The following is an 18,354-nucleotide window of genomic DNA, read 5'->3' as shown; positions in this document are numbered from 1 at the left end:
CTAACGTCCTGAGACGCACCGGATCGGCACCTCGATGACACGCCCGGGCACCGAATCCCAGGACCGTGTCTGAACGAGGCGCAACGTCGTGTCACCCGGCCCTTCGAGGCGCACGCGAAAGACCTTTGCCGTTCCGGCCCCAACCCCATCGGACGGTGGGCCGAGCGTCTCACCAACGATCGTCGCCGCATGGTGAGGCACTTCCGCATGCCAGAGGAACCCTCCGATTCCTTCTCCCGGCGCCGCGATCTCGATCGTCTCGCCGGGGCGGGCGTCGATGGGACCACGCCGCTCAAGATCCATCACGACGTCCTCCGAAAGGCCCGCTCATATCGCGCCCGCGACGCGATTCAAGCAAGCTTTTCAGTGAGCTTCGCGGCTTTCGTACGGCGGGGCGACAGCTGTCGAGCGACCACGGTCGTGCTCGCCAGTGCGATCTCGGGATCGTAGAACAACACCTCGGAATCGATTCCGCATTCACCATATCCGATGCGAAAATAGCCCTTCTCGCCCCATCCCGATCCCCAACTGTTCTTGGCGATCCAGCATTGCTCGGCGTCGTCATAGCCGATCACGGCAACGGCATGCCATCCGAGAAACTCACCCGCCACATGAGTGTAGATGCCTTTTCGGTAAGCATAGAAATCCTGGAACACGCGAAATCCGCCGATCACCGGCCCCTTCTGGAGAGCCTGCTTGCGGGCCATCTGGGATACCGCGGTCTGGTAGCGAGGCACGCTGACGATGGGCGGAATCGGCTGGCACGCCTGATTGCCGGGCGTGTAGGGGAAATCCGACTCCTGGCCGATGCCGTGCTTTTTCGCGTAGTCCAGCGCCTTCGTGTAGAACCACCCCTGGTCGCAAGAGTTCGGCGCGCCGCAGTAGAAGAGATGGGCCTCCGAGAGGTCGATCGACCCACCGGGATTCCCGGTACCGATGAGAATCCGGCTTTCCACGGCGGCGCATGTCGCAAATGCGACGCAGGAGCCGCAGCTCGATTGATCCTTGACTGGTGTCACGAAGTTCTGACCGCCGCTATTACGCCAGTCGAGTTTCGGCGGCGGCGGTGCGACAACCTTGAATAGCGCCGATTCGGCATTTCGCGCCTTGACGACCTCCTTCTTGGCCCGCTCCGGGTCAAAGGAAAGGCCGAACCGCCCAGTCGGCGATGCTTCGACATCGTAGAATTCGCTGATGGACGTCGGACCGGCGTCCCATCGCGCGCCCGCTCGCTGAATCGCGGCATTGATCCGCTCGAAATCCGGCTGACCCACGGGGACGTCCTTTCCACAACTTCAGAGCCGCATAAGACACCCTCAAGTTGTGTTCGGAAATCGCACGTCCGTCAACCGGCGCTTGTGACGAAAGCAATGTTCCTCAAGTCAAAATGCCGACAGGCGCCCATGGATGCAGTCGTCAGAGGGCCCGTCCTATCGTCCAATCGGAATCCGCAGACCGACCGGCGTCGTGCGTCGCGGCACCGCTATCCCTTGGGACCGCCTCAATCCCACTCCCGCGGCCAGGTCTCCTCCAGGTGCGGCCCGAGGCGCACCGGCGCCACCCGCGTGGCGAGGCCGGTGGCGTCGTCCGTCTCCACCGCGATGCCGCACAGGGTGCCGGTCCCCTGCGCCGCCTCGAGGCGGGCGCCGGGGGTCTTCTGCAGGAAGCGGCGTAGGGGCTCGTCCTTCTGCATGCCGAGGATCGAATCGTAGTCGCCGCACATGCCGGCGTCGGAGAGGTAGGCGGTGCCGCCGGGTAGGATACGGTGGTCCGAGGTGGGGGTGTGGGTGTGAGTGCCCACCACCAGGCTGGCGCGGCCGTCGAGGAAGTACCCGAAGGCCTGCTTTTCGCTGGTCGCCTCGGCATGGACGTCCACGATCACCGCATCGGCGACCTCGCCGAGCGGGCAGGCGGTGAGTTCGCGCTCGGCTGCCGCGAAGGGATCGTCGAGGGCATCGAGGTAGATCCGCCCCATCACGTTGAGGACGAGGACGCGCGCCCCGGCGCGGGTCTCCACCACCGTGGCGCCGCGCCCGGGCGTGCCCGGCGGGTAGTTGGCCGGGCGCACCAGACGGGTCTGGCGGGCGATGAAGACCAGGGCCTCGCGCTGGTCGAAGGAGTGGTTGCCCAGCGTCACCGCGTCGGCCCCGGCCTGGAGGAGCTCGTCGCAGATCGCCTCGGTGATCCCGAAGCCGCCGGCGGCGTTCTCGCCGTTGATCACCACGCAATCGAGGCGCCAGCGTTCGCGCAGGGCCGGCAGGCGGCCGGTCACGGCGGAGCGGCCGGGACGCCCAACGACGTCACCGAGGAAGAGGAGGCGCATCGGCGGCGGGCCTTCAGGTCCGGAGGAGGGAGACGGGGCCGGCCTCGGTCACGAGATGGTCAAGGGGCCGGTCGTGCGACTCGGCCGGGACCGCCTCGATCTCCTGGACCGCGAAGGCGATCCCGATGGTGAGGACCGGGCCGTTGCCGCTGAGGCGCGCGATCGCCCGGTCGTAGTAGCCGCGCCCGTAGCCGATGCGATGGCCGCGGCGGTCGAAGGCCGCCAGCGGCACGATCAGGGCGGTGGGATCGAGGGGAGGGAGGTCGTCGCGCGGCTCGCTCAGGCCAAAGCGGCCCGCGACCAGGGCCTCGCCGGCCTTCCACTCGCGGAACACGAGGCCCTCGGGCGTCACCTTCGGCAGGGCGACGCGCTGGCCGCGGGCGAACAGCCGGTCGATGAGCGGGCGCGGATCGACCTCGCTGCGGATCGGCCAGAACGCCCCGACGATCCGCGCCCCGGCGAGGGCGTCGATGGCCATGACCGCATCGGCGACGGCCACGGACCCGTCGCGGCGGGACTCGGGCGCGAGCCCGTCGCGCCGGGCGAGGACGGCATCGCGAAGGATGGCCTTGAGGCCGGAGGTGGGGGAGGAGGAGTGCGGAGCCACGTGAGCCGTTGGAGGATCGATCCCGGGAAACCTACAGTGTAGGTGGGCGCCGTGTTGACCAAGTCCAGGGACGAGGCCAGGGACAGCTCCCGGGGGAGTCGATAAGGCCCCGGGGAAAGTGCTCCTGACGGACTCTGCAGCCCCGCCAGCAGTATGTAGCGTCGGCGGGGGCGCGGCGCCAGGGGGACCCTCACCCCGTCGCCAGCCTGTGGGCCAGTCGCTCGATCCGTTCGGCCGCCCGGTTGAGCCCGTCCTCCAGCTGCGCCTCGTCCACCGCCCGCTCGGCGTCGAGGGAGGCGAGGCGCTCGCGGATGGCCCCGGTCTCGGCCTCGAGGTCGGCGAGACGGCGCCGGACCTCCAGCAGTTCGTCGGCCTGGGTCAGCGCCGCCATCACCTGGAGGCGCATGTCGCCGATCTCGCCGAAGGCCTGGCGCATCTCGGCGACCTTGGCGCCGAAGCTCGCGGCGAGGGCGGCCAGGTGCGGCTCCTCGCCCTCGGCGCAGGCCATCCGGTAGCTCTTGCCGTCGATGGTGACGTTGATCTGGGGCATGGGCGCGCCGTCCGCTCAGAGGTCGGGATGGCGGCGGGGCCGCAGCAGGACGCCCTCGACGGTGGCGATGGCGCGCCCGAGGCGATGCCCGACGTCGTCGGTGGTGGCCTCCACCGCGGCGAGCCGGGCGCTGGCCGCATCGAGCTCGGCGGCGAGCCGCGCCCTGTCCTCGCCCATGATCGCGAGCTCGATCTCGGTCTCGCCCGGTGCGCGCACCGCCTCGAAGCGCTGGGCGACGGCCTCCTCGAGCCGGGTCAGGGCGGCTTCGAGGCGCAGGATGCCGGGGCCGGCGGCGTGGCTCACGATCGGGATCTCACGGTGCGGGGCCTTACGATCGGGACATCATCGCCAAGGCGCGTTCTGACGGCCCGCATTGTCGAGCCGGCCGGGTCGGGAAATCAACCTGACTTTCGCGTCCGATCGTCACCCGGCAACCTTTGCCAGCCCGAACGGCCATGATAGTCAGCCCTCGTCCGCCTGACGACAGGCCCCGCGGGGCCGCGAACGGTCCGACCCCGCGCCAGCGCGGGGGCCGGCCGGTTCATCTCAGGTTCAAACGTGGCACCGCTCAGGAACGGGCGCGGCGCGAAACGCCGGCATCCGGGCCACGCGGTGTCGTTCGCGGGAGCGATCTCGCGCGAGAGTGTTCTTGCCCGGCGGCCCCGGCGTGCCGATGTGGGCCTCACGGGGGCGCCGGACGCCCGGCCCCTCGACAGAAGAAGGATATCAGGCCGTGACGGTCAAGGTTGCCATCAACGGGTTCGGACGCATCGGCCGCAACGTGCTGCGCGCCATCCACGAAGCCGGACGCACGGACATCGAGGTCGTGGCGATCAACGATCTCGGCCCCGTCGAGACGAACGCCCATCTCCTGCGGTTCGATTCGATCCACGGCCGCTTTAACGCGAAGGTCGAGGTCGACGGCGAGTTCATCGTCGTCGACGGCCGGCGCATCAAGGTCACCGCCGTGCGCAACCCGGCCGAGCTGCCGCACCGCGAGCTCGGGGTGGACATCGCGCTGGAATGCACCGGCATCTTCACGAGCCGCGACAAGGCCAAGGCCCATCTCGACGCCGGCGCCAAGCGCGTGATCGTGTCCGCCCCCGCCGACGGCGCCGACCTCACCGTGGTCTACGGCATCAACCACGACGCCCTCACCGCCGACCACGTGGTGATCTCGAACGCCTCCTGCACCACCAACTGCCTGGTGCCGGTGGCCAAGGTGCTCCACGACCTCGTGGGGATCGAGCGCGGCTTCATGACCACGATCCACTCCTACACCAACGACCAGCCCTCGCTCGACCAGATGCACAAGGACCTCTACCGGGCCCGTGCCGCCGCCCTGTCGATGATCCCGACCTCCACCGGCGCGGCCAAGGCCGTTGGGCTCGTCCTGCCGGAACTGAAGGGCAAGCTCGACGGCACCTCGATCCGCGTGCCGACCCCCAACGTTTCGGCGGTGGACCTCGTCTTCACGGCCAAGCGCGCGACCTCCGTCGAGGAGATCAACGCCGCGATCCGCGCGGCGGCCGACGGCCCGCTGAAGGGCGTGCTCGCCTATACCGACGCGCCCAACGTCTCGATCGACTTCAACCACGACCCCCATTCCTCGACGTTCCACATGGACCAGACCAAGGTGATGGACGGCACCTTCGTGCGCATCCTCGCCTGGTACGACAACGAGTGGGGCTTCTCGAACCGCATGGCGGACACCGCCGTGGCCATGGGCAAGCTGCTCTAGGCTCGGGATCGGACCAGCCGCTCCGGGCGGACGGCGTCTTTGACGCCAGGCCGCCCGGAGCGGTCGGATCGACGACCGACGCGCCCCGCATCCTCCCCGCCCACGACCAGGTGTGCCCGAGATGACCGAGACTTCGCCGACGACCACGGCCTCCCCGACGACGAAGGCCTCGACGACGACCACGGCCGGCAGCGACTTCATTCCCGGCGGCTCATCGCCGACCCCCTCGTCCCCGATTTCCTCCTCGCCAAAGCCCGCCACGGCCGTCGTCGCACCGGAGCCGGTGACCGCGGTCAGGACGACATCGGCCTCCGCCACGGGCGACCAGCTCGCCCGGATCGAGGACAAATGCGCCCGGATCGAGGACAAGTACGCCCGCTCCGAGGCGCTGCTGTCCAAGGTCGAGGACAAGGTCGAGGGCGCGGCCCAGCGCATGAACGAGGCGGCGCGCCAGTCCGACCTCACCGCCCTGCGCAGCGAGGTGCGGGCGATCGCGGACCGCACCAAGCGCCTGCCGGGCGCCGGGGCCCTCGTGCTCACCGCCGTCATCACCGCGGTGCTCACCGTCGTCCTGACCATCGCCGTCCAGCGGCTCAACCTCCAGGCGCTCATCCCGGTCTGAGCCGGGCCAGCCGCCGACAGGATTCCAGCGTGAAAAGGCCAGCATGACCGCGTTCCGTACCCTCGACGACGCCGGCTCGCTCTCGGGCAAGCGGGTGTTGCTGCGCGTCGATCTCAACGTGCCGATGGAGGCCGGACGCGTCACCGACGCGACCCGGATCGAGCGGATCGTACCGACCATCAAAGAGATCGCCGACCAGGGCGGACGCGTGGTGCTGCTCGCCCACTTCGGGCGCCCGAAGGGCAAGCCTGAGCCGCGCGACTCGCTCCGGCCCGTGGTCGCGACCCTGTCGGAGATGCTCGGACGCCCGGTCGCCTTCGCCGACGATTGCATCGGCGAGGCCGCCGCCGCCGCCGTCGCCGCCCTGGGCGACGGCGAGGTGCTGCTCCTGGAAAACACCCGTTTCCATGCCGGCGAGGAAACGAACGACCCCGCCTTTACGGCCGCGCTGGCCGCCAACGGCGACGTCTACGTCAACGAGGCCTTCTCGGCCGCCCACCGGGCCCACGCCTCGACGGAAGGCCTCGCCCACCTCCTGCCGGCCTTCGCCGGCCGCCTGATGCAGGCCGAGCTCGACGCCCTCACCAAGGGACTCGAGGCACCGACCCGCCCGGTCATCGCGCTGGTGGGCGGCGCCAAGGTCTCCTCCAAGATCGACCTCCTGGAAAACCTGGTCACCAAGGTCGACAGCCTGGTGATCGGCGGCGGCATGGCCAACACCTTCCTGCACGCGAAGGGGTCGAGCGTCGGCAAGTCCCTGTGCGAGAAGGATCACGCCGAGACCGCGCTGCGCATCCTCGCCGCGGCAAAGGCGGCCGGGTGCCGGATCATCCTGCCGGTGGACGCAGTGGTGGCGACCGAGTTCAAGGCAAACGCCCCCCACGAGACCGTCCCGGTCGCCGCGGTCTCCGAGACCGGCATGATCCTCGATGCCGGCCCGGCCTCCGTCGCCGAGATCGAGGGCGCCATCGACGAGGCGGCGACCCTGGTCTGGAACGGACCGCTGGGCGCGTTCGAGCTGACGCCCTTCGACGCCGCGACGGTGGCCGCGGCCCGGCATGCGGCCGAGCGCACCCGCGCCGGCAAGCTCGTCTCCGTGGCCGGCGGCGGCGACACGGTGGCCGCCCTCAACCATGCCGGCGTGGCGCAGGATTTCTCCTACGTCTCCACCGCCGGCGGCGCCTTTCTCGAATGGCTGGAGGGCAAGGTGCTCCCGGGCGTCGAGGCGCTGCGGGTGAAGGAATAAGCGTCGTCCCTCCCTCGACCTCATCCTGAGGGGCACGCGGCAAGCGGGCCTCGAGGGAGGGTTCCGGGGATCACATCGAGAACGGGAGGGCTCCTTCGAGGCCTCCGCTTCGCTACGGCACCTCGGGACGAGGTGATGGATCAGGATCGGCCTTGCTGTGCCGACCGCAGATGATTGGGAAACCGGATCATGGCACGCATCACCCTCAGGCAACTCCTCGATCACGCCGCCGAGTTCGGCTACGGCGTGCCCGCCTTCAACATGAACAACATGGAGCAGGGGCTCGCCATCATGGCGGCGGCCGACGCCACCGATTCGCCGGTGATCCTCCAGGCGAGCAAGGGCGCGCGCGCCTATGCCAACGACGTGGTGCTGGCCAAGCTGATCGACGGTCTCGTGGAGATCTACCCCCACATCCCGGTCTGCATGCACCTCGACCACGGCAACAACGAAGCCACCTGCGCCACCGCGATCCAGTACGGCTTCACCTCCGTGATGATGGACGGCTCGCTGAAAGCCGACGGCAAGACCCCGGCGGACTACGCCTACAACGTCGAGATCACCCGCAAGGTCACCGAGATGGCGCATTGGGCCGGCGTCTCGGTGGAGGGCGAACTCGGCGTGCTCGGCTCGCTGGAGAGCGGCGAGGGCGAGGCCGAGGACGGCCACGGCGCGGAAGGCGTGCTCAGCCACGACCAGCTCCTCACCGACCCGGACGAGGCGGTGAAGTTCGTGCAGGCCACCAAGGTGGATGCCCTGGCGGTGGCGATGGGGACCAGCCACGGCGCCTACAAGTTCACCCGCCAGCCTGATGGCGACGTGCTCGCCATGAACGTCATCGAGGAAATCCACCGCCGCCTGCCGACGACCCACCTCGTCATGCACGGCTCGTCCTCGGTGCCGCAGGACCTGCAGGACATCATCAACCAGTACGGCGGCGAGATGAAGCCGACCTGGGGCGTGCCGGTGGAGGAGATCCAGCGCGGCATCAAGCACGGCGTGCGCAAGATCAACATCGACACCGACAACCGCATGGCGATGACCGGCCAGATCCGTAAGGTGCTGGCCGAGAACAAGGCCGAGTTCGACCCGCGCAAGTACCTGAAGCCGGCCATGGACGCGATGCAGAAGCTGTGCAAGCAGCGGTTCGAGGAGTTCGGCACCGCCGGCCAGGGTTCGAAGATCCGTCCGGTCTCGGTCTCGGCCATGGCCAAACGCTATGCCGACGGTTCGCTCGACCCCCGGATCGGGTAGACGGACCGGACACGACGTCAACGCCAGGACCCCATGACCGCGCCGCGCACCCGCCTCGCCCTGCTCACCCCGCACCGGGTCGAGGCCTCCCATGTCGATGGCCTCGTCGCGGCGATCCGCAGGGCCACCGCGGCCGCCGACGTGGCGGCGGTGGTGCTGCGGCTGGCGCCGGCCGACGAGCGCAGCCTCGTCAACCTCGTCAAGCGGCTGGCACCGGGCGTGCAGGAGGCCGGAGCGGCCGTCCTCGTCGCCTGTGCGGGCTATGACGGCGACCTCGTGAGCGTGGCGGCGCGGGGCGGCGCCGACGGCGTCCATCTCGACAAGCCCGGCGAGGGCGACCTGCGCGACCTGCGCGGGCGCCTCGCCGACGGCCGCATCCTCGGCGCGGGGGGCGGCGAGTCGAAGCACGCCGCCATGGAGGCGGGGGAGGCGGGGGTCGACTACGTGATGTTCGGCGGGCTCTACCCCGACGGCGTCGCACCCGACGCGGAGCTCGTGCTGGCGCGCACGCAGTGGTGGACCGAGATCTTCGAGACGCCCTGCATCGCCGTGGCGCAGGAGATCGGGCAGGTCGCGGCGCTGGCCGCCACCGGAACCGAGTTCGTCGGCATCGAGGGCGGGCTGTGGCTCGACGCCTCCGCCGATCTCGGCGCGATCATGGCGGTGCTGGCCGAGCAGGCGGCCCTGCGGGACGCCGCCTCGTGAGAACGCGTCCGTCACTGGCCCTGCTGGCGCTGCTCGGGGCGATGTCCGCGGCGTCGGCCGAGACGCCCGGAGACGGGGTGCCCAAGGACGTGGTGCCCGCCACCCCGCGCACGATCAAGGTCGCCCCGCTCAAGGACCTGCCGACCCCCTATACGCCGGGCGCGATCGGGGCGGTGCCGGGCCCGTCGAGCAAGACGCCGGACGTGGCCTTCGGCGCCTACCAGCGCGGGCAATACGCCACCGCCTTCCGCGAGGCGACGAAGCGCATTGAGGCGGACCCCAAGGACGCCGCCGGCATGACGCTGGTGGGCGAACTCTACAACCAGGGCCTCGGGGTGCGGCAGGACCCGGTCAAGGCGGCCGAATGGTACCGGCTGGCCGCCGCCCAGGGCGACGCGCACGCCATGGCGGCCCTCGGCCTCATGGCGATCGACGGCCGCGGCGGCCCCAAGGACCCCAAGGCCGGACGCGCCTGGCTCGAACAGGCCGCCGCCAAGGGCGACGTCACCGCCTCCTACAACCTCGGCCTGCTGCTCCTGGGCACCGGCGCCCCGGCCGACCTGGCGCGGGCCGCCAGCCTGTTCGAGAAGGCGGCACAGGGCGAGATCGGCGCCGCCCAGCACAACATCGGCGTGCTCTATCTCCAGGGCCGCGGCGTCCCCAAGGACGCGTCCAAGGCCGCCGACTGGTTCCGGCGGGCGGCCGACAACGGCGATCTCGCCGGCGAGGTCGAGTTCGCCATCCTCCTGTTCAACGGCACCGGCCTGCCCAAGGACGAGGTCCGCGCCGCACGCTACTTCACGCACGCCGCCTCCCGCGGAAATGCCATCGCGCAGAACCGCCTGTCGCGGCTGTTCGCGGTGGGGCGCGGCGTGCAGAAGAACCTCGTGGAGGCGGCGGCCTGGAACCTCGCGGCCTCGGCCCAGGGACTCACCGACGCCTGGCTCGACCAGACCCTGACCGGCCTGAGCGCCGAGGAGCGCTCCAGGGCCGAAAAGCTCGCGGCCGATCGCGCCGGCGGCAACTGACGCCCGTCTCACGAAAGCCCCCTGGGCCGTGCGCCTCAGGCCCGCGTCCACGGGGACGCTCGGGCGTGTCCTGTCGCGACGCGATCTGCTAGGGAACCCCCAGCCAGGACAACCCGGATCGGGCGGACCGGCCTCCCGACGAAGGGTGGGCCAGGCCGTGGCCCGTGCCGGGCCGGTCAGCCCTCCTGCCCGTCAACGACCCGGACTCGAAGCGACGATGATCAGCTCACCCCTCATGACCGTGATGGTCGATGCCGTGCGCAAGGCCGCCCGTGGCCTCAAGCGCGATTTCGGCGAGATCGAGAACCTTCAGGTCTCGCGCAAGGGGCCCGGCAACTTCGTCTCCGCCGCCGACCGCAAGGCCGAGGAGGTGCTTCGCGACGCCCTCACGAAGGCGCGGCCCGGCTACGGGCTGATCCTGGAGGAATCCGGCAACGTCGAGGGCCAGGACAAGAGCCACACCTGGCACGTCGACCCCCTGGACGGCACCACCAACTTCCTGCACGGCATCCCGCATTTCGCGATCTCGGTGGGTCTCGAGCGCGAGGGCCAGATCGTGGCCGGCGTGATCTACGATCCGATCAAGGACGAGCTGTTCGTGGCCGAGCGCGGCAAGGGCGCCTACCTCAACAACCGCCGCCTGCGCGTATCGGGCCGCAACGAGATGCCCGATGCGCTGGTGGCCTACGGCTCGCCCTACCTCGGGCGCGGCGACCACCCCAAGCTCCTGCGCGAGGTCGCCGCGGTGATGGCCGTGACCGGCGGCGCCCGCCGCTTCGGCTCGGCGGCGCTGGACCTCGCCTACGTCGCCTGCGGCCGCTCCGACCTGTACTGGGAGCGCGACCTGCAGACCTGGGACATCGCGGCCGGCATCATCCTGGTGCGCGAGGCCGGTGGCTTCGTCACCAGCGCCGACGGCGGCGCAGAACCGCTCCTGGCCAAGTCGGTGGCCTGCGGCAACGAGGTGCTCCACGGGGAGCTCGTGAAGCTGCTGCGCAAGGCGCACGCCTGAGCGGGACCGGCGCCAAGCAACGCGACAAGGATCGAGGTCGCCCTTCAGGCGAGCCGTTTGCGAGCGGCGTGCCGCACCGTCAGGATCACCACGGCCCCGGCACGCTCATCGACGGTATAGTAAATCAGATACGGCAGACGAGGCACAGGATACCGGCGCACATCGCGCTGCATCGGTCGTCCGGCTTCGGGGTTAGGCGGCAAGCATGCTGAAGGCATCTTGGATGGCTTGGCTGACACCCACGGCAGCCGCAGGATTGCGGGCGTGAACATAATCCGCGATGTCATGCAACCTGCATGCAGCGCGCCGCGAGACGCGAAGGTTCATCGTGAAAAGCTGCGGAAGGCTGTCGCGACCTCCTCCTGCGTGGCAAACTCGCCGCGTTCCACCTCCGACAGGGCATCCTCGACATCCTGCCAATGGTCCGGATCGACGGCCTCGCCGTCACCGATCTTAACCATGCTGAGGATGGCTTGAGCGATCGCATCCTGGTCGGCAGACGGCATCCGGCGGACGGCCTCGACGGCCTTTTCGAGCAGTTCGGTCATCGCACACCTCTTTCCGGCAACCATAAGGGGACTTCGACGATCGGCACAGATCGTTTCTGAGGCAGGTTCAAGCGGCGGTCACGATCCGGTCCACCGACCACTGGCCCTCGGCGCCGCATCTGCTGTAAGCCGCACTGCCTTCGACACGAGGACGCAGCCCGCATGGAAGCCCGCCGCCACAACGCCCTCAAGGAGTCGATCCGCTCGATTCCCGATTACCCGAAGCCGGGGATCATTTTCCGTGACATCACCACCCTGCTCAGCGACCCGCGGGCGTTCCGGCGCGCGGTGGATTCGCTGGTGCATCCCTATGCCGGCGGCCGGATCGACCAGGTGGCGGGGATCGAAGCACGCGGCTTCATCCTCGGCGGGGCCGTGGCCCACCAGCTCTCGTCGGGCTTCGTGCCGATCCGCAAGAAGGGCAAGCTGCCCCACGCCACCGTCTCGATCGCCTACGCGCTGGAATACGGCACCGACGAGATGGAGATCCACGTCGACGCCATCAAGCCGGGCGACAAGGTGCTCCTGGTCGACGACCTCATCGCCACCGGCGGCACCGCCTGCGCGGCGGTGAACCTGTTGCGCCAGATCGGGGCCGAGGTGGTGGCGGCCTGTTTCGTCATCGACCTGCCGGAGATCGGCGGCGCCCAGAAGCTGCGCGACCTCGACGTTCCGGTGCGGACCCTGATGGAGTTCGACGGGCACTGAGCGACGGGCTCCCCCCGCCCCTCAGCCGCGGGTATGGAGCGCCAGCGCGTCGGCCAGGTCGGCCCGGTCGGTCAGCTTGCGGCCACGGCGCTTCAGGTCGGCCAAAAGACTGCGGTCGGGAAACGGGCAATAGGGCAGCACCGCCGCCGTCTCTCCCTCCGGGATGGCGCCCGACAGGTCGATCCGCGCCAGGACCCGGTCGAGCAGGATGCGTCCGTGCTCGTGCAGGAGGACGGAGGCGCGGGTGGCCGTGGTGCCCGGCGGCAGGGCCACCGCCTCCTGGGCGAGGATCGCGCCGGCGTCGATGGTCACCGCGAGGTGGTGGACGGTGACGCCGAAGGCCGGCGGCTCTTCGGCGAGGGCGTGGATGGTCGGCACCGGCCCGCGATGGCGCGGCAGCAGGCCGGGGTGGACGTTGAGCCCGCCCAGCCGCACCCGCGCCAGGGTCGGCCCCGAGAAGATCTGGTCGAAGTGGAAGGCGACGATCAGGTCCGGCTGGTGCCGGCCGATCGTCGCGGCGACCTCGGTGCCGTTGACGTCGTCCACCCGCAGGGTCGGGATGTCGAGGTCCCGGCACAGGGCCCTGAGCGGGGTCGCCCCCGCCCGGCCGGTGGTGCCGGCGAGGCGCTGGATCAGGCCGGCGGCCGGCGCCAGCAGGTCGGGCAGGCCGAAGTTCACGGCGAGGTAGGGCAGGAATCCCGGCCCCGAGCGGGCGAGATGGCGCCGGACCTGGCCGACGAGGCCGCCCGTACTCGGGCGCTCCGCGTTGGAGAGCCCGACGAAGGCGATGTCGGCGGCATGCTCGGCGACGAAGCGGCGCACGGCCCGGGCGTTGGGCAGGGCCTCCAGCACGAACAGCGCGATGCGCGGGCGGCTCATCGGCTCGGCCCGTCCTGCGGCGTGCGGCTCGCCTTGCCGACCTTGAACGCAAAATCGCGCATGCCGAGGCGGCGCAGGCGCTCCGGCAGCAGGGCGGACAGCCGGGCGAGCGCCGCCAGCGGCTGCGGGAAGGCGACGATCTCGTCGTCCCGCGCCAGGCCCCTGGCGATCCGCCGGGCGGCCTCCTCTGCGCTCATCTCCATCGGGCGCCAGCCCTCGTAGTCGCCACCCATGGCGGTCTTCACGTAGCCCGGCGTCACCACGTTGATGCGCACGCCTTGGGGTTTCAGCTTGGCCCGCAGGGCGAGGCCATGGGCGAGGAGGGCCGCCTTGGTCCCGCTGTAGGCGGGCGCGTCCGGCAGCGGCGCGAAGGCCGCGAGGGAGGAGATCAACGCGATCTGGCCGCGCCCGCGCGCCAGCATCAGGGTGACGCCGGGCAGGGCGACGTTGAGGGCGCCGTTGAGGTTCACGTCCACGGTCTCGAAGGCGGCGGCCTCGGTCTCGACGCCGCCGGACGGGTCGCCGCCGTTGATGCCCGCGTTGGCGATGACGAGGTCGAGCCCGTGCGCGGCGTCGATCCGCGCCAGCCAGGCGCCGACCGCCGCCCGGTCGCGCACGTCGAGGGATTCGGTGAGCACCGTGGCGCCCTTGGCCCGGCAGGCCTCGGCGACGCCCTCCAGCCTGGCGAGGCCCCTGGCGTTGAGGACGAGGGTGGTGCCGGCCGCCGCATAGTGGAGGGCGAGGGCCGCGCCGATGCCGCTCGACGCGCCGGTGATCAGGATGACGGGCATGGACCGACCGTTGGGGATTGGGGCTTGCGAGGCATAGCCCAGTCCCGCGGGCAGCGGCAAACCGGCTCCGCCTTGACGTCCGGCGCGGTGTGTCGGTACGGCAAGGGCCACTCATGTCGTCGATCCCGGCACGGACCGGGCCCGCTCCCGGCCCGTCGGCGAACGGGCGGCCCGCGCGCGGGGAGCGAGGGGCGACCTCCGGTATCGCCGGACCGGCCGTCGCGATCGACCCTGGAGACGGGAACCCGAATGGATCAGGGCAAGGTCAAGCGCCTGTGGCCGCGGACGCTCTCGGCCGAGGCGGCGCCGCCCGGCCAGCGCGGGCAGCGCGGCGTGCCGCGCCTCGCCAGCGAGCCGGTCTCCCGCCGCGTGCGTCTCACCGACCGCTGGCAGGAGGGGTTCCTGCGCCTGCCCGCAAGACCCAGGGACCGCTCGCTCAGCTACATCGTCGACGGCCTCGGGGTCTATTACGACGCCACCGCGCCGAGCGAACTCGAGGTCATGCTCGAAATGGGCGGCTGGGAGGACCCGGCCCTGCTCGCGCGCGCCGGGGCCGGCCTGGCCGAACTGCGCCGGCTGGCGATCTCCGTCGACAACGACCCGCGCCGGCTCGACCTCGGCGCCGCCCTCGCCCGCAAGGGCGACGCCTCCGGCAAGCCCGTCGTCGTGGTGGTCGATCAGCCCCGCGGCGATCCCTCGATCGGGTTCGGTCTGGCCGGGGAGGGGCGCTTCACCGCCATGCTCGACGCCGCCATCGCCGAGAACCCGGGCGCGCAGGTGGTGGTGGTGATGGACCCCGCCGCTCCCTACCAGTCGGGCCCGGGGCACCTCGACGGGATCGCCTCGGAGAAGGGAGCGCGGCTGATGCGCGATCCCGTGGCGGCCTGGTCGGTGGTGGAGGCGGGGGCGGTCGTCTACGTCGTCACCAGCCACGTCGGCTTCGAGGCGGCCACGGCGGGGCGGGCGGTGGCCTGCTTCGGGATGCCCTTCTATGCCGGCTGGGGTTTCACCGACGACCGCCTCGACCTCGCCCGGCGCACCCGTGAACGCACGGCCGAGGAGGTGTTCGCGGCGAGCTACCTGGTGTCGTCGCGCTACTTCGAGCCCTACGGCGGCGAGCCCTGCAGCTTCGAGGAAGCGGTCGCCATCCTCGGCCTCTCGGTGGTGCGGGACCGCGAGAACGCCGTGCGTACCCTCTGCCTCGGGTTTCCGGCCTGGAAGCATCCGTGGCTGCGCAAGACCCTGTCCTCGGTGGGCAACGCCCCGGTCATCGCCCGCAAGGGAGCGGCGGTGGCGGCGGGCGACCTCTCCGGCTACGGCCGCGTCGTCGCCTGGTCGAGCCGGGCCCCCGCCGAGACGCAGGCGGCCTGCGGCGCGGCCGGCGTGCCGCTGGTGCGGATGGAGGACGGCTTCCTGCGCTCCATCGGCCTCGGGGTCGCCCTGAGGCCGGGGGCCTCCTACGTCCTCGACGGCACCGGGATCTACTACGATGCCACGGCGCCGAGCGACCTCGAACGGCTCCTCGAGGCGGAGGACTTCGACGCGGCCGTGCTCGAGCGGGCGGTCCGCCTGCGGGCCGCCATCGTCGAGGCGCGCATCAGCAAGTACAACGTCGGCAGCGGGGCGATGCCGGCGCTGCCGAAGGGCCGGCCCGTGGTCCTCGTGGCGGGCCAGGTGGAGGACGACGCCTCGATCCGGCTCGGGGCGACCGGGATCCGCACCAATGCTGCACTCCTGCGCATCGCCCGCGAGCGCAACCCCGGCGCGGTCATCGCCTTCAAGCCGCATCCCGACGTGGAGGCGGGCCTGCGGCCCGGACGCATCGCGCCGGCGGAGTTGGAGCGCCTCGCCGACGTGGTCCTGCGCGACGTCTCGGCCCCCGATGCCATCGAGGCGGCCGATTCGGTCGAGGTCATCACCTCGCTGATCGGGTTCGAGGCGCTGTTGCGCGGCAAGCCGGTGACCACCCACGGCCTGCCGTTCTACGCGGGCTGGGGCCTGACCCGGAGCCCGGAGTGCCCACGCCGCACGCGCAGGCTCACCCTCGACGAACTCGTGGCCGGGGCACTGATCCGCTACACGCGCTATCTCGATCCGCGCACGGGACTCGCCTGCCCGCCGGAGGTGGTGGTGCGGCGCCTGGCCGACGGCGACCCGGGACTGGCGCGCCGCGCGCCGACCCTGGAGGCGGCGCTCAAGCACGTCTGGTCGCTGGCCTTCCGGCGCCTGCTGCACCGGAACGGCTGAAGCGCACCGCTGCGGGGCTTCTCGTCCCGCAGGCCGCGCCGACCGCGATCGAAGATCTTCAGGCGTTCTGCAGTCGCTCGATGCCGAAGGCCTGCTCGCCGGTCCAGCGGGTGTCGCGCGCGCCGCGGGCGGCCCGCGCCCGCGCTTCGAGCCAGGCACCGTCGGCGAGATCGAGCTTGGCGGCCGCCGCCTGCACGGCGGCATCCAGCCCCTCGCGCTTGTAGTAGACGCCGCGGATCTGGATGTGGGCGACGATCGCCTTGAGGAAGGCGTTCCACAGGTCCTGGCGCGGCGTGGTCCCGCCGGTCCAGAAGTCGTCGAGCTTGCCCTGGAAGGTCAGGCCGTCGATGTCGTAGACCGCCTGCCCGAGGGTCATGACCGGAGTCTGGGCCCGCATCGCCCACAGGCCGACCGTGCTGTTGACGGTGACGACGCCCTTCGACTTCTCGAGGAGCTTGGGCAGGTCGCCGCCGTCGAGGTAGTCGACCCGGTCGGCGACGCCCCATTTCTGGGCCGAGCGCGCGACGATGCGGCGCCAGTTGCGCACGCCCGGATCGAGGGGGTGGACCTTGACCATCAGCCGGGCATCGGCCGGGGCGTTCTGGGCGAAGGAATTGATGACCTCGTGGATCGGGGTCTTCAGGTCGAAATACGGGGAATAGGCCCGCAGCTGGAAGTCGTTCTCCATCTGCAGGGGCAGCACGTAATAGGGCACGCCGGAGGCCTGGATCTCGGCGATGCGCGCGTTCGCCTTGAGGCCGTCGCGCCGCGCCCGCAGGATGTGCAGTCCGGTGCCGATGTAGACCATCGCCGGATGGTGGACCTGGTGCGAGCGATAGCCCGGGTGCAGGAACCACAGCCAGTTGCTGAAGAAATGATAGGCCATGTCCCACATGACCTGGGTCTTGAAGTCGTCCTTGAAGCGGGGCTTCAGGTCGAGCTCGGGGGCCTGGCGGGCCAATTCCATGATGGCGTCGGGATCGCGCGGGAAGCAGCTCTCGCCGGACATGCCGTTGCGCTCGAGGGTGATCCAATCCGGGCGCAGGTAGCCGAAATCGGTCACCGTGATCTTCACGCCGCGGGCCTTGGCGGCCGTGATCGCCACCTTGTGGTAGAACCGCTGCTCGCCGAGCAGGACGATGTCGGTGACGCCCTCGCGGTCGATCAGGTCGGCGATGAAGGCGGGCCAGGCGTCGCGCTTGCCGGTGAAATTCACCGCGCCGGGGCGGCGCCAGAACAGGCGGTCGCCGAAGCACAGGTTGACCCGCAGGCAACGGTGGCCGCGCCCTTCGAGGGCGGTGGCGATCTCGGCGAAGAAGGGCGTGATCGGCCCCTGCAGGAACAGGAAGACCTGCCGGGCCGGCGACGGGCGGGGGCCGGAAGCCCGGGGAGACTGGTCGATGCTCGAAGTCAGGCTCGATCCCACGTGCTCACCCCACATGACGCCACTCCGGCGAAGCGGAACGGCTCGTCCATTCGGTCCGGAAGATGAGCCGCGCGATCGGGCGCGGCTATGTCTTCGATGCAACAGCCGGGAAAACTCACCTGATTTCCCGACGATCTTCGACCGCGGACGAGGTCCGGATCGCAGTCTCTTCGCGGCGTCGGCCGCTGGAATCATTGCCCGGCGCCGCGACGGCCCGGTTTAGAACCGAGATCTTGGCAGCATCAAGGACGCCGCCGCCCCATCCACGGCGGCAAAGCCTGGCGTGGCCCGAAACTCGGGTGTGCCCGAAACTTGGCCGTGCCCGAAACTTGGCCGTGCCACAGTGCGACCGCAAAGTTCGACGAGCACCCGGATGCGAGGCGTCAGGCCCGATGCGGCGGCCCTTAAGCCGATCGCAGGGTTTGGCTGCGCTCCATCACCGATCGATCCTGCGGGCCGGGCGACAGGCCCGCGCCGGGACGGCAAGGACACATATGCTGCGCGTTCCCTCCGTTCCGGTCTCGCTGAGAGCCAGCGCCGCGGCGGCGACCCTGGCGACGATCCTGCTCTCGGGCTGCTCGTCGATCCTGCCTGCGGCGGGTCCGACGACGAGCGCCGTTCTGGAGGGGGCGGACGTGACGACGGCGCAGGGGACGTTCGCGCGCTA

Annotated in this window: 20 protein-coding genes and 1 other RNA gene; 9 read left to right on the top strand and 12 right to left on the bottom strand. The window is 70.6% G+C overall.

The genetic code is table 11. The annotated features are described in order from the left end of the window. From ASG40_RS22495 to ASG40_RS04455, 7 genes are all read right to left on the bottom strand, one after another. Positions 1-303, bottom strand: a complete 303-nt coding sequence (locus tag ASG40_RS22495; RefSeq protein WP_082494438.1) for a protease inhibitor I42 family protein — start codon at positions 301-303, stop codon at positions 1-3. A 47-nt stretch (positions 304-350) separates the two neighbouring features. Then, positions 351-1,274, bottom strand: a complete 924-nt coding sequence (locus ASG40_RS04475; protein WP_082494437.1) for a C1 family peptidase — start codon at positions 1,272-1,274, stop codon at positions 351-353. Between the two features lie 227 nt (positions 1,275-1,501). Further along, positions 1,502-2,323 (bottom strand): TIGR00282 family metallophosphoesterase, encoded by an 822-nt coding sequence (locus ASG40_RS04470; protein ID WP_055881390.1) that lies wholly within the window; start codon positions 2,321-2,323, stop codon positions 1,502-1,504. Between the two features lie 13 nt (positions 2,324-2,336). Next, positions 2,337-2,930 carry a 5-formyltetrahydrofolate cyclo-ligase gene (locus tag ASG40_RS04465; protein ID WP_055881385.1) on the bottom strand — a complete coding sequence of 198 codons (594 nt, stop codon included), beginning with the start codon at positions 2,928-2,930 and terminating at the stop codon, positions 2,337-2,339. After that, a non-coding RNA gene (ssrS, locus tag ASG40_RS20220) (6S RNA) lies at positions 2,920-3,076 on the bottom strand. Before ssrS ends, ASG40_RS04465 begins: the two co-directional genes overlap by 11 nt. 44 nt (positions 3,077-3,120) lie before the next feature. Then, on the bottom strand, positions 3,121-3,480 hold the full coding sequence (locus ASG40_RS04460; RefSeq protein ID WP_055881380.1) for a cell division protein ZapA: 360 nt from the start codon (positions 3,478-3,480) through the stop codon (positions 3,121-3,123). A gap of 15 nt (positions 3,481-3,495) precedes the next feature. Then, positions 3,496-3,783, bottom strand: coding sequence for a DUF4164 domain-containing protein (locus tag ASG40_RS04455; protein WP_244475647.1), 288 nt, complete (start codon positions 3,781-3,783; stop codon positions 3,496-3,498). A 430-nt stretch (positions 3,784-4,213) separates the two neighbouring features. Here ASG40_RS04455 and gap point away from each other — a divergent pair, with 430 nt between their 5' ends. From gap to ASG40_RS04420, 7 genes are all read left to right on the top strand, one after another. Beyond that, complete coding sequence (gene gap / locus ASG40_RS04450) at positions 4,214-5,221, top strand: type I glyceraldehyde-3-phosphate dehydrogenase (protein ID WP_055881373.1); 1,008 nt, start codon at positions 4,214-4,216, stop codon at positions 5,219-5,221. A 121-nt stretch (positions 5,222-5,342) separates the two neighbouring features. After that, complete coding sequence (locus ASG40_RS04445; protein ID WP_055881370.1) at positions 5,343-5,843, top strand: hypothetical protein; 501 nt, start codon at positions 5,343-5,345, stop codon at positions 5,841-5,843. Positions 5,844-5,886: 43 nt separating this feature from the next. Then, positions 5,887-7,089, top strand: coding sequence for a phosphoglycerate kinase (locus ASG40_RS04440; RefSeq protein WP_055881367.1), 1,203 nt, complete (start codon positions 5,887-5,889; stop codon positions 7,087-7,089). Positions 7,090-7,278: 189 nt separating this feature from the next. Further along, on the top strand, positions 7,279-8,343 hold the full coding sequence (fba, locus tag ASG40_RS04435) for a class II fructose-bisphosphate aldolase (RefSeq protein ID WP_055881364.1): 1,065 nt from the start codon (positions 7,279-7,281) through the stop codon (positions 8,341-8,343). Between the two features lie 33 nt (positions 8,344-8,376). Next, a complete protein-coding gene (locus tag ASG40_RS04430) occupies positions 8,377-9,048 on the top strand; it encodes a thiamine phosphate synthase (RefSeq protein WP_055881361.1) in 672 nt (223 codons plus the stop codon). Next, positions 9,045-10,076 carry a tetratricopeptide repeat protein gene (locus ASG40_RS04425; protein WP_244480527.1) on the top strand — a complete coding sequence of 344 codons (1,032 nt, stop codon included), beginning with the start codon at positions 9,045-9,047 and terminating at the stop codon, positions 10,074-10,076. Before ASG40_RS04430 ends, ASG40_RS04425 begins: the two co-directional genes overlap by 4 nt. A gap of 217 nt (positions 10,077-10,293) precedes the next feature. After that, positions 10,294-11,088 carry an inositol monophosphatase family protein gene (locus tag ASG40_RS04420; RefSeq protein WP_055881358.1) on the top strand — a complete coding sequence of 265 codons (795 nt, stop codon included), beginning with the start codon at positions 10,294-10,296 and terminating at the stop codon, positions 11,086-11,088. Between the two features lie 44 nt (positions 11,089-11,132). Here the strand turns inward: ASG40_RS04420 and ASG40_RS22030 are convergent, their stop codons facing one another. Further along, positions 11,133-11,261, bottom strand: coding sequence for a type II toxin-antitoxin system RelE/ParE family toxin (locus tag ASG40_RS22030; RefSeq protein WP_244480526.1), 129 nt, complete (start codon positions 11,259-11,261; stop codon positions 11,133-11,135). 150 nt (positions 11,262-11,411) lie between these two features. Next, on the bottom strand, positions 11,412-11,636 hold the full coding sequence (locus ASG40_RS04415) for a hypothetical protein (RefSeq protein WP_055881356.1): 225 nt from the start codon (positions 11,634-11,636) through the stop codon (positions 11,412-11,414). 162 nt (positions 11,637-11,798) lie between these two features. On the opposite strand from ASG40_RS04415, the gene ASG40_RS04410 reads away from it, so the two are divergent. Further along, positions 11,799-12,344, top strand: coding sequence for an adenine phosphoribosyltransferase (locus ASG40_RS04410; protein ID WP_055881352.1), 546 nt, complete (start codon positions 11,799-11,801; stop codon positions 12,342-12,344). A 21-nt stretch (positions 12,345-12,365) separates the two neighbouring features. Here the strand turns inward: ASG40_RS04410 and ASG40_RS04405 are convergent, their stop codons facing one another. Both ASG40_RS04405 and ASG40_RS04400 read right to left on the bottom strand, forming a co-directional pair. Next, complete coding sequence (locus ASG40_RS04405) at positions 12,366-13,223, bottom strand: formyltransferase family protein (protein ID WP_055881349.1); 858 nt, start codon at positions 13,221-13,223, stop codon at positions 12,366-12,368. Beyond that, on the bottom strand, positions 13,220-14,014 hold the full coding sequence (locus ASG40_RS04400; RefSeq protein WP_055881345.1) for an SDR family NAD(P)-dependent oxidoreductase: 795 nt from the start codon (positions 14,012-14,014) through the stop codon (positions 13,220-13,222). Before ASG40_RS04400 ends, ASG40_RS04405 begins: the two co-directional genes overlap by 4 nt. 249 nt (positions 14,015-14,263) lie before the next feature. Here ASG40_RS04400 and ASG40_RS04395 point away from each other — a divergent pair, with 249 nt between their 5' ends. After that, positions 14,264-16,261, top strand: a complete 1,998-nt coding sequence (locus tag ASG40_RS04395) for a capsular polysaccharide biosynthesis protein (RefSeq protein ID WP_055881343.1) — start codon at positions 14,264-14,266, stop codon at positions 16,259-16,261. A gap of 58 nt (positions 16,262-16,319) precedes the next feature. Here ASG40_RS04395 and ASG40_RS04390 read toward each other — a convergent pair whose 3' ends face one another. Continuing rightward, the gene (locus ASG40_RS04390; protein ID WP_082523901.1) at positions 16,320-17,702 is read right to left on the bottom strand and encodes a capsule biosynthesis protein; all 1,383 of its coding nucleotides are present in this window, start codon (positions 17,700-17,702) and stop codon (positions 16,320-16,322) included. Positions 17,703-18,354 lie beyond the last annotated feature (652 nt).

The organism is Methylobacterium sp. Leaf399 (assembly GCF_001424525.1).
Lineage (GTDB): Bacteria > Pseudomonadota > Alphaproteobacteria > Rhizobiales > Beijerinckiaceae > Methylobacterium.
The sequence above is the reverse complement of the archived record's forward strand: the minus strand, read 5'-3'. Positions and strand labels throughout refer to the sequence as shown.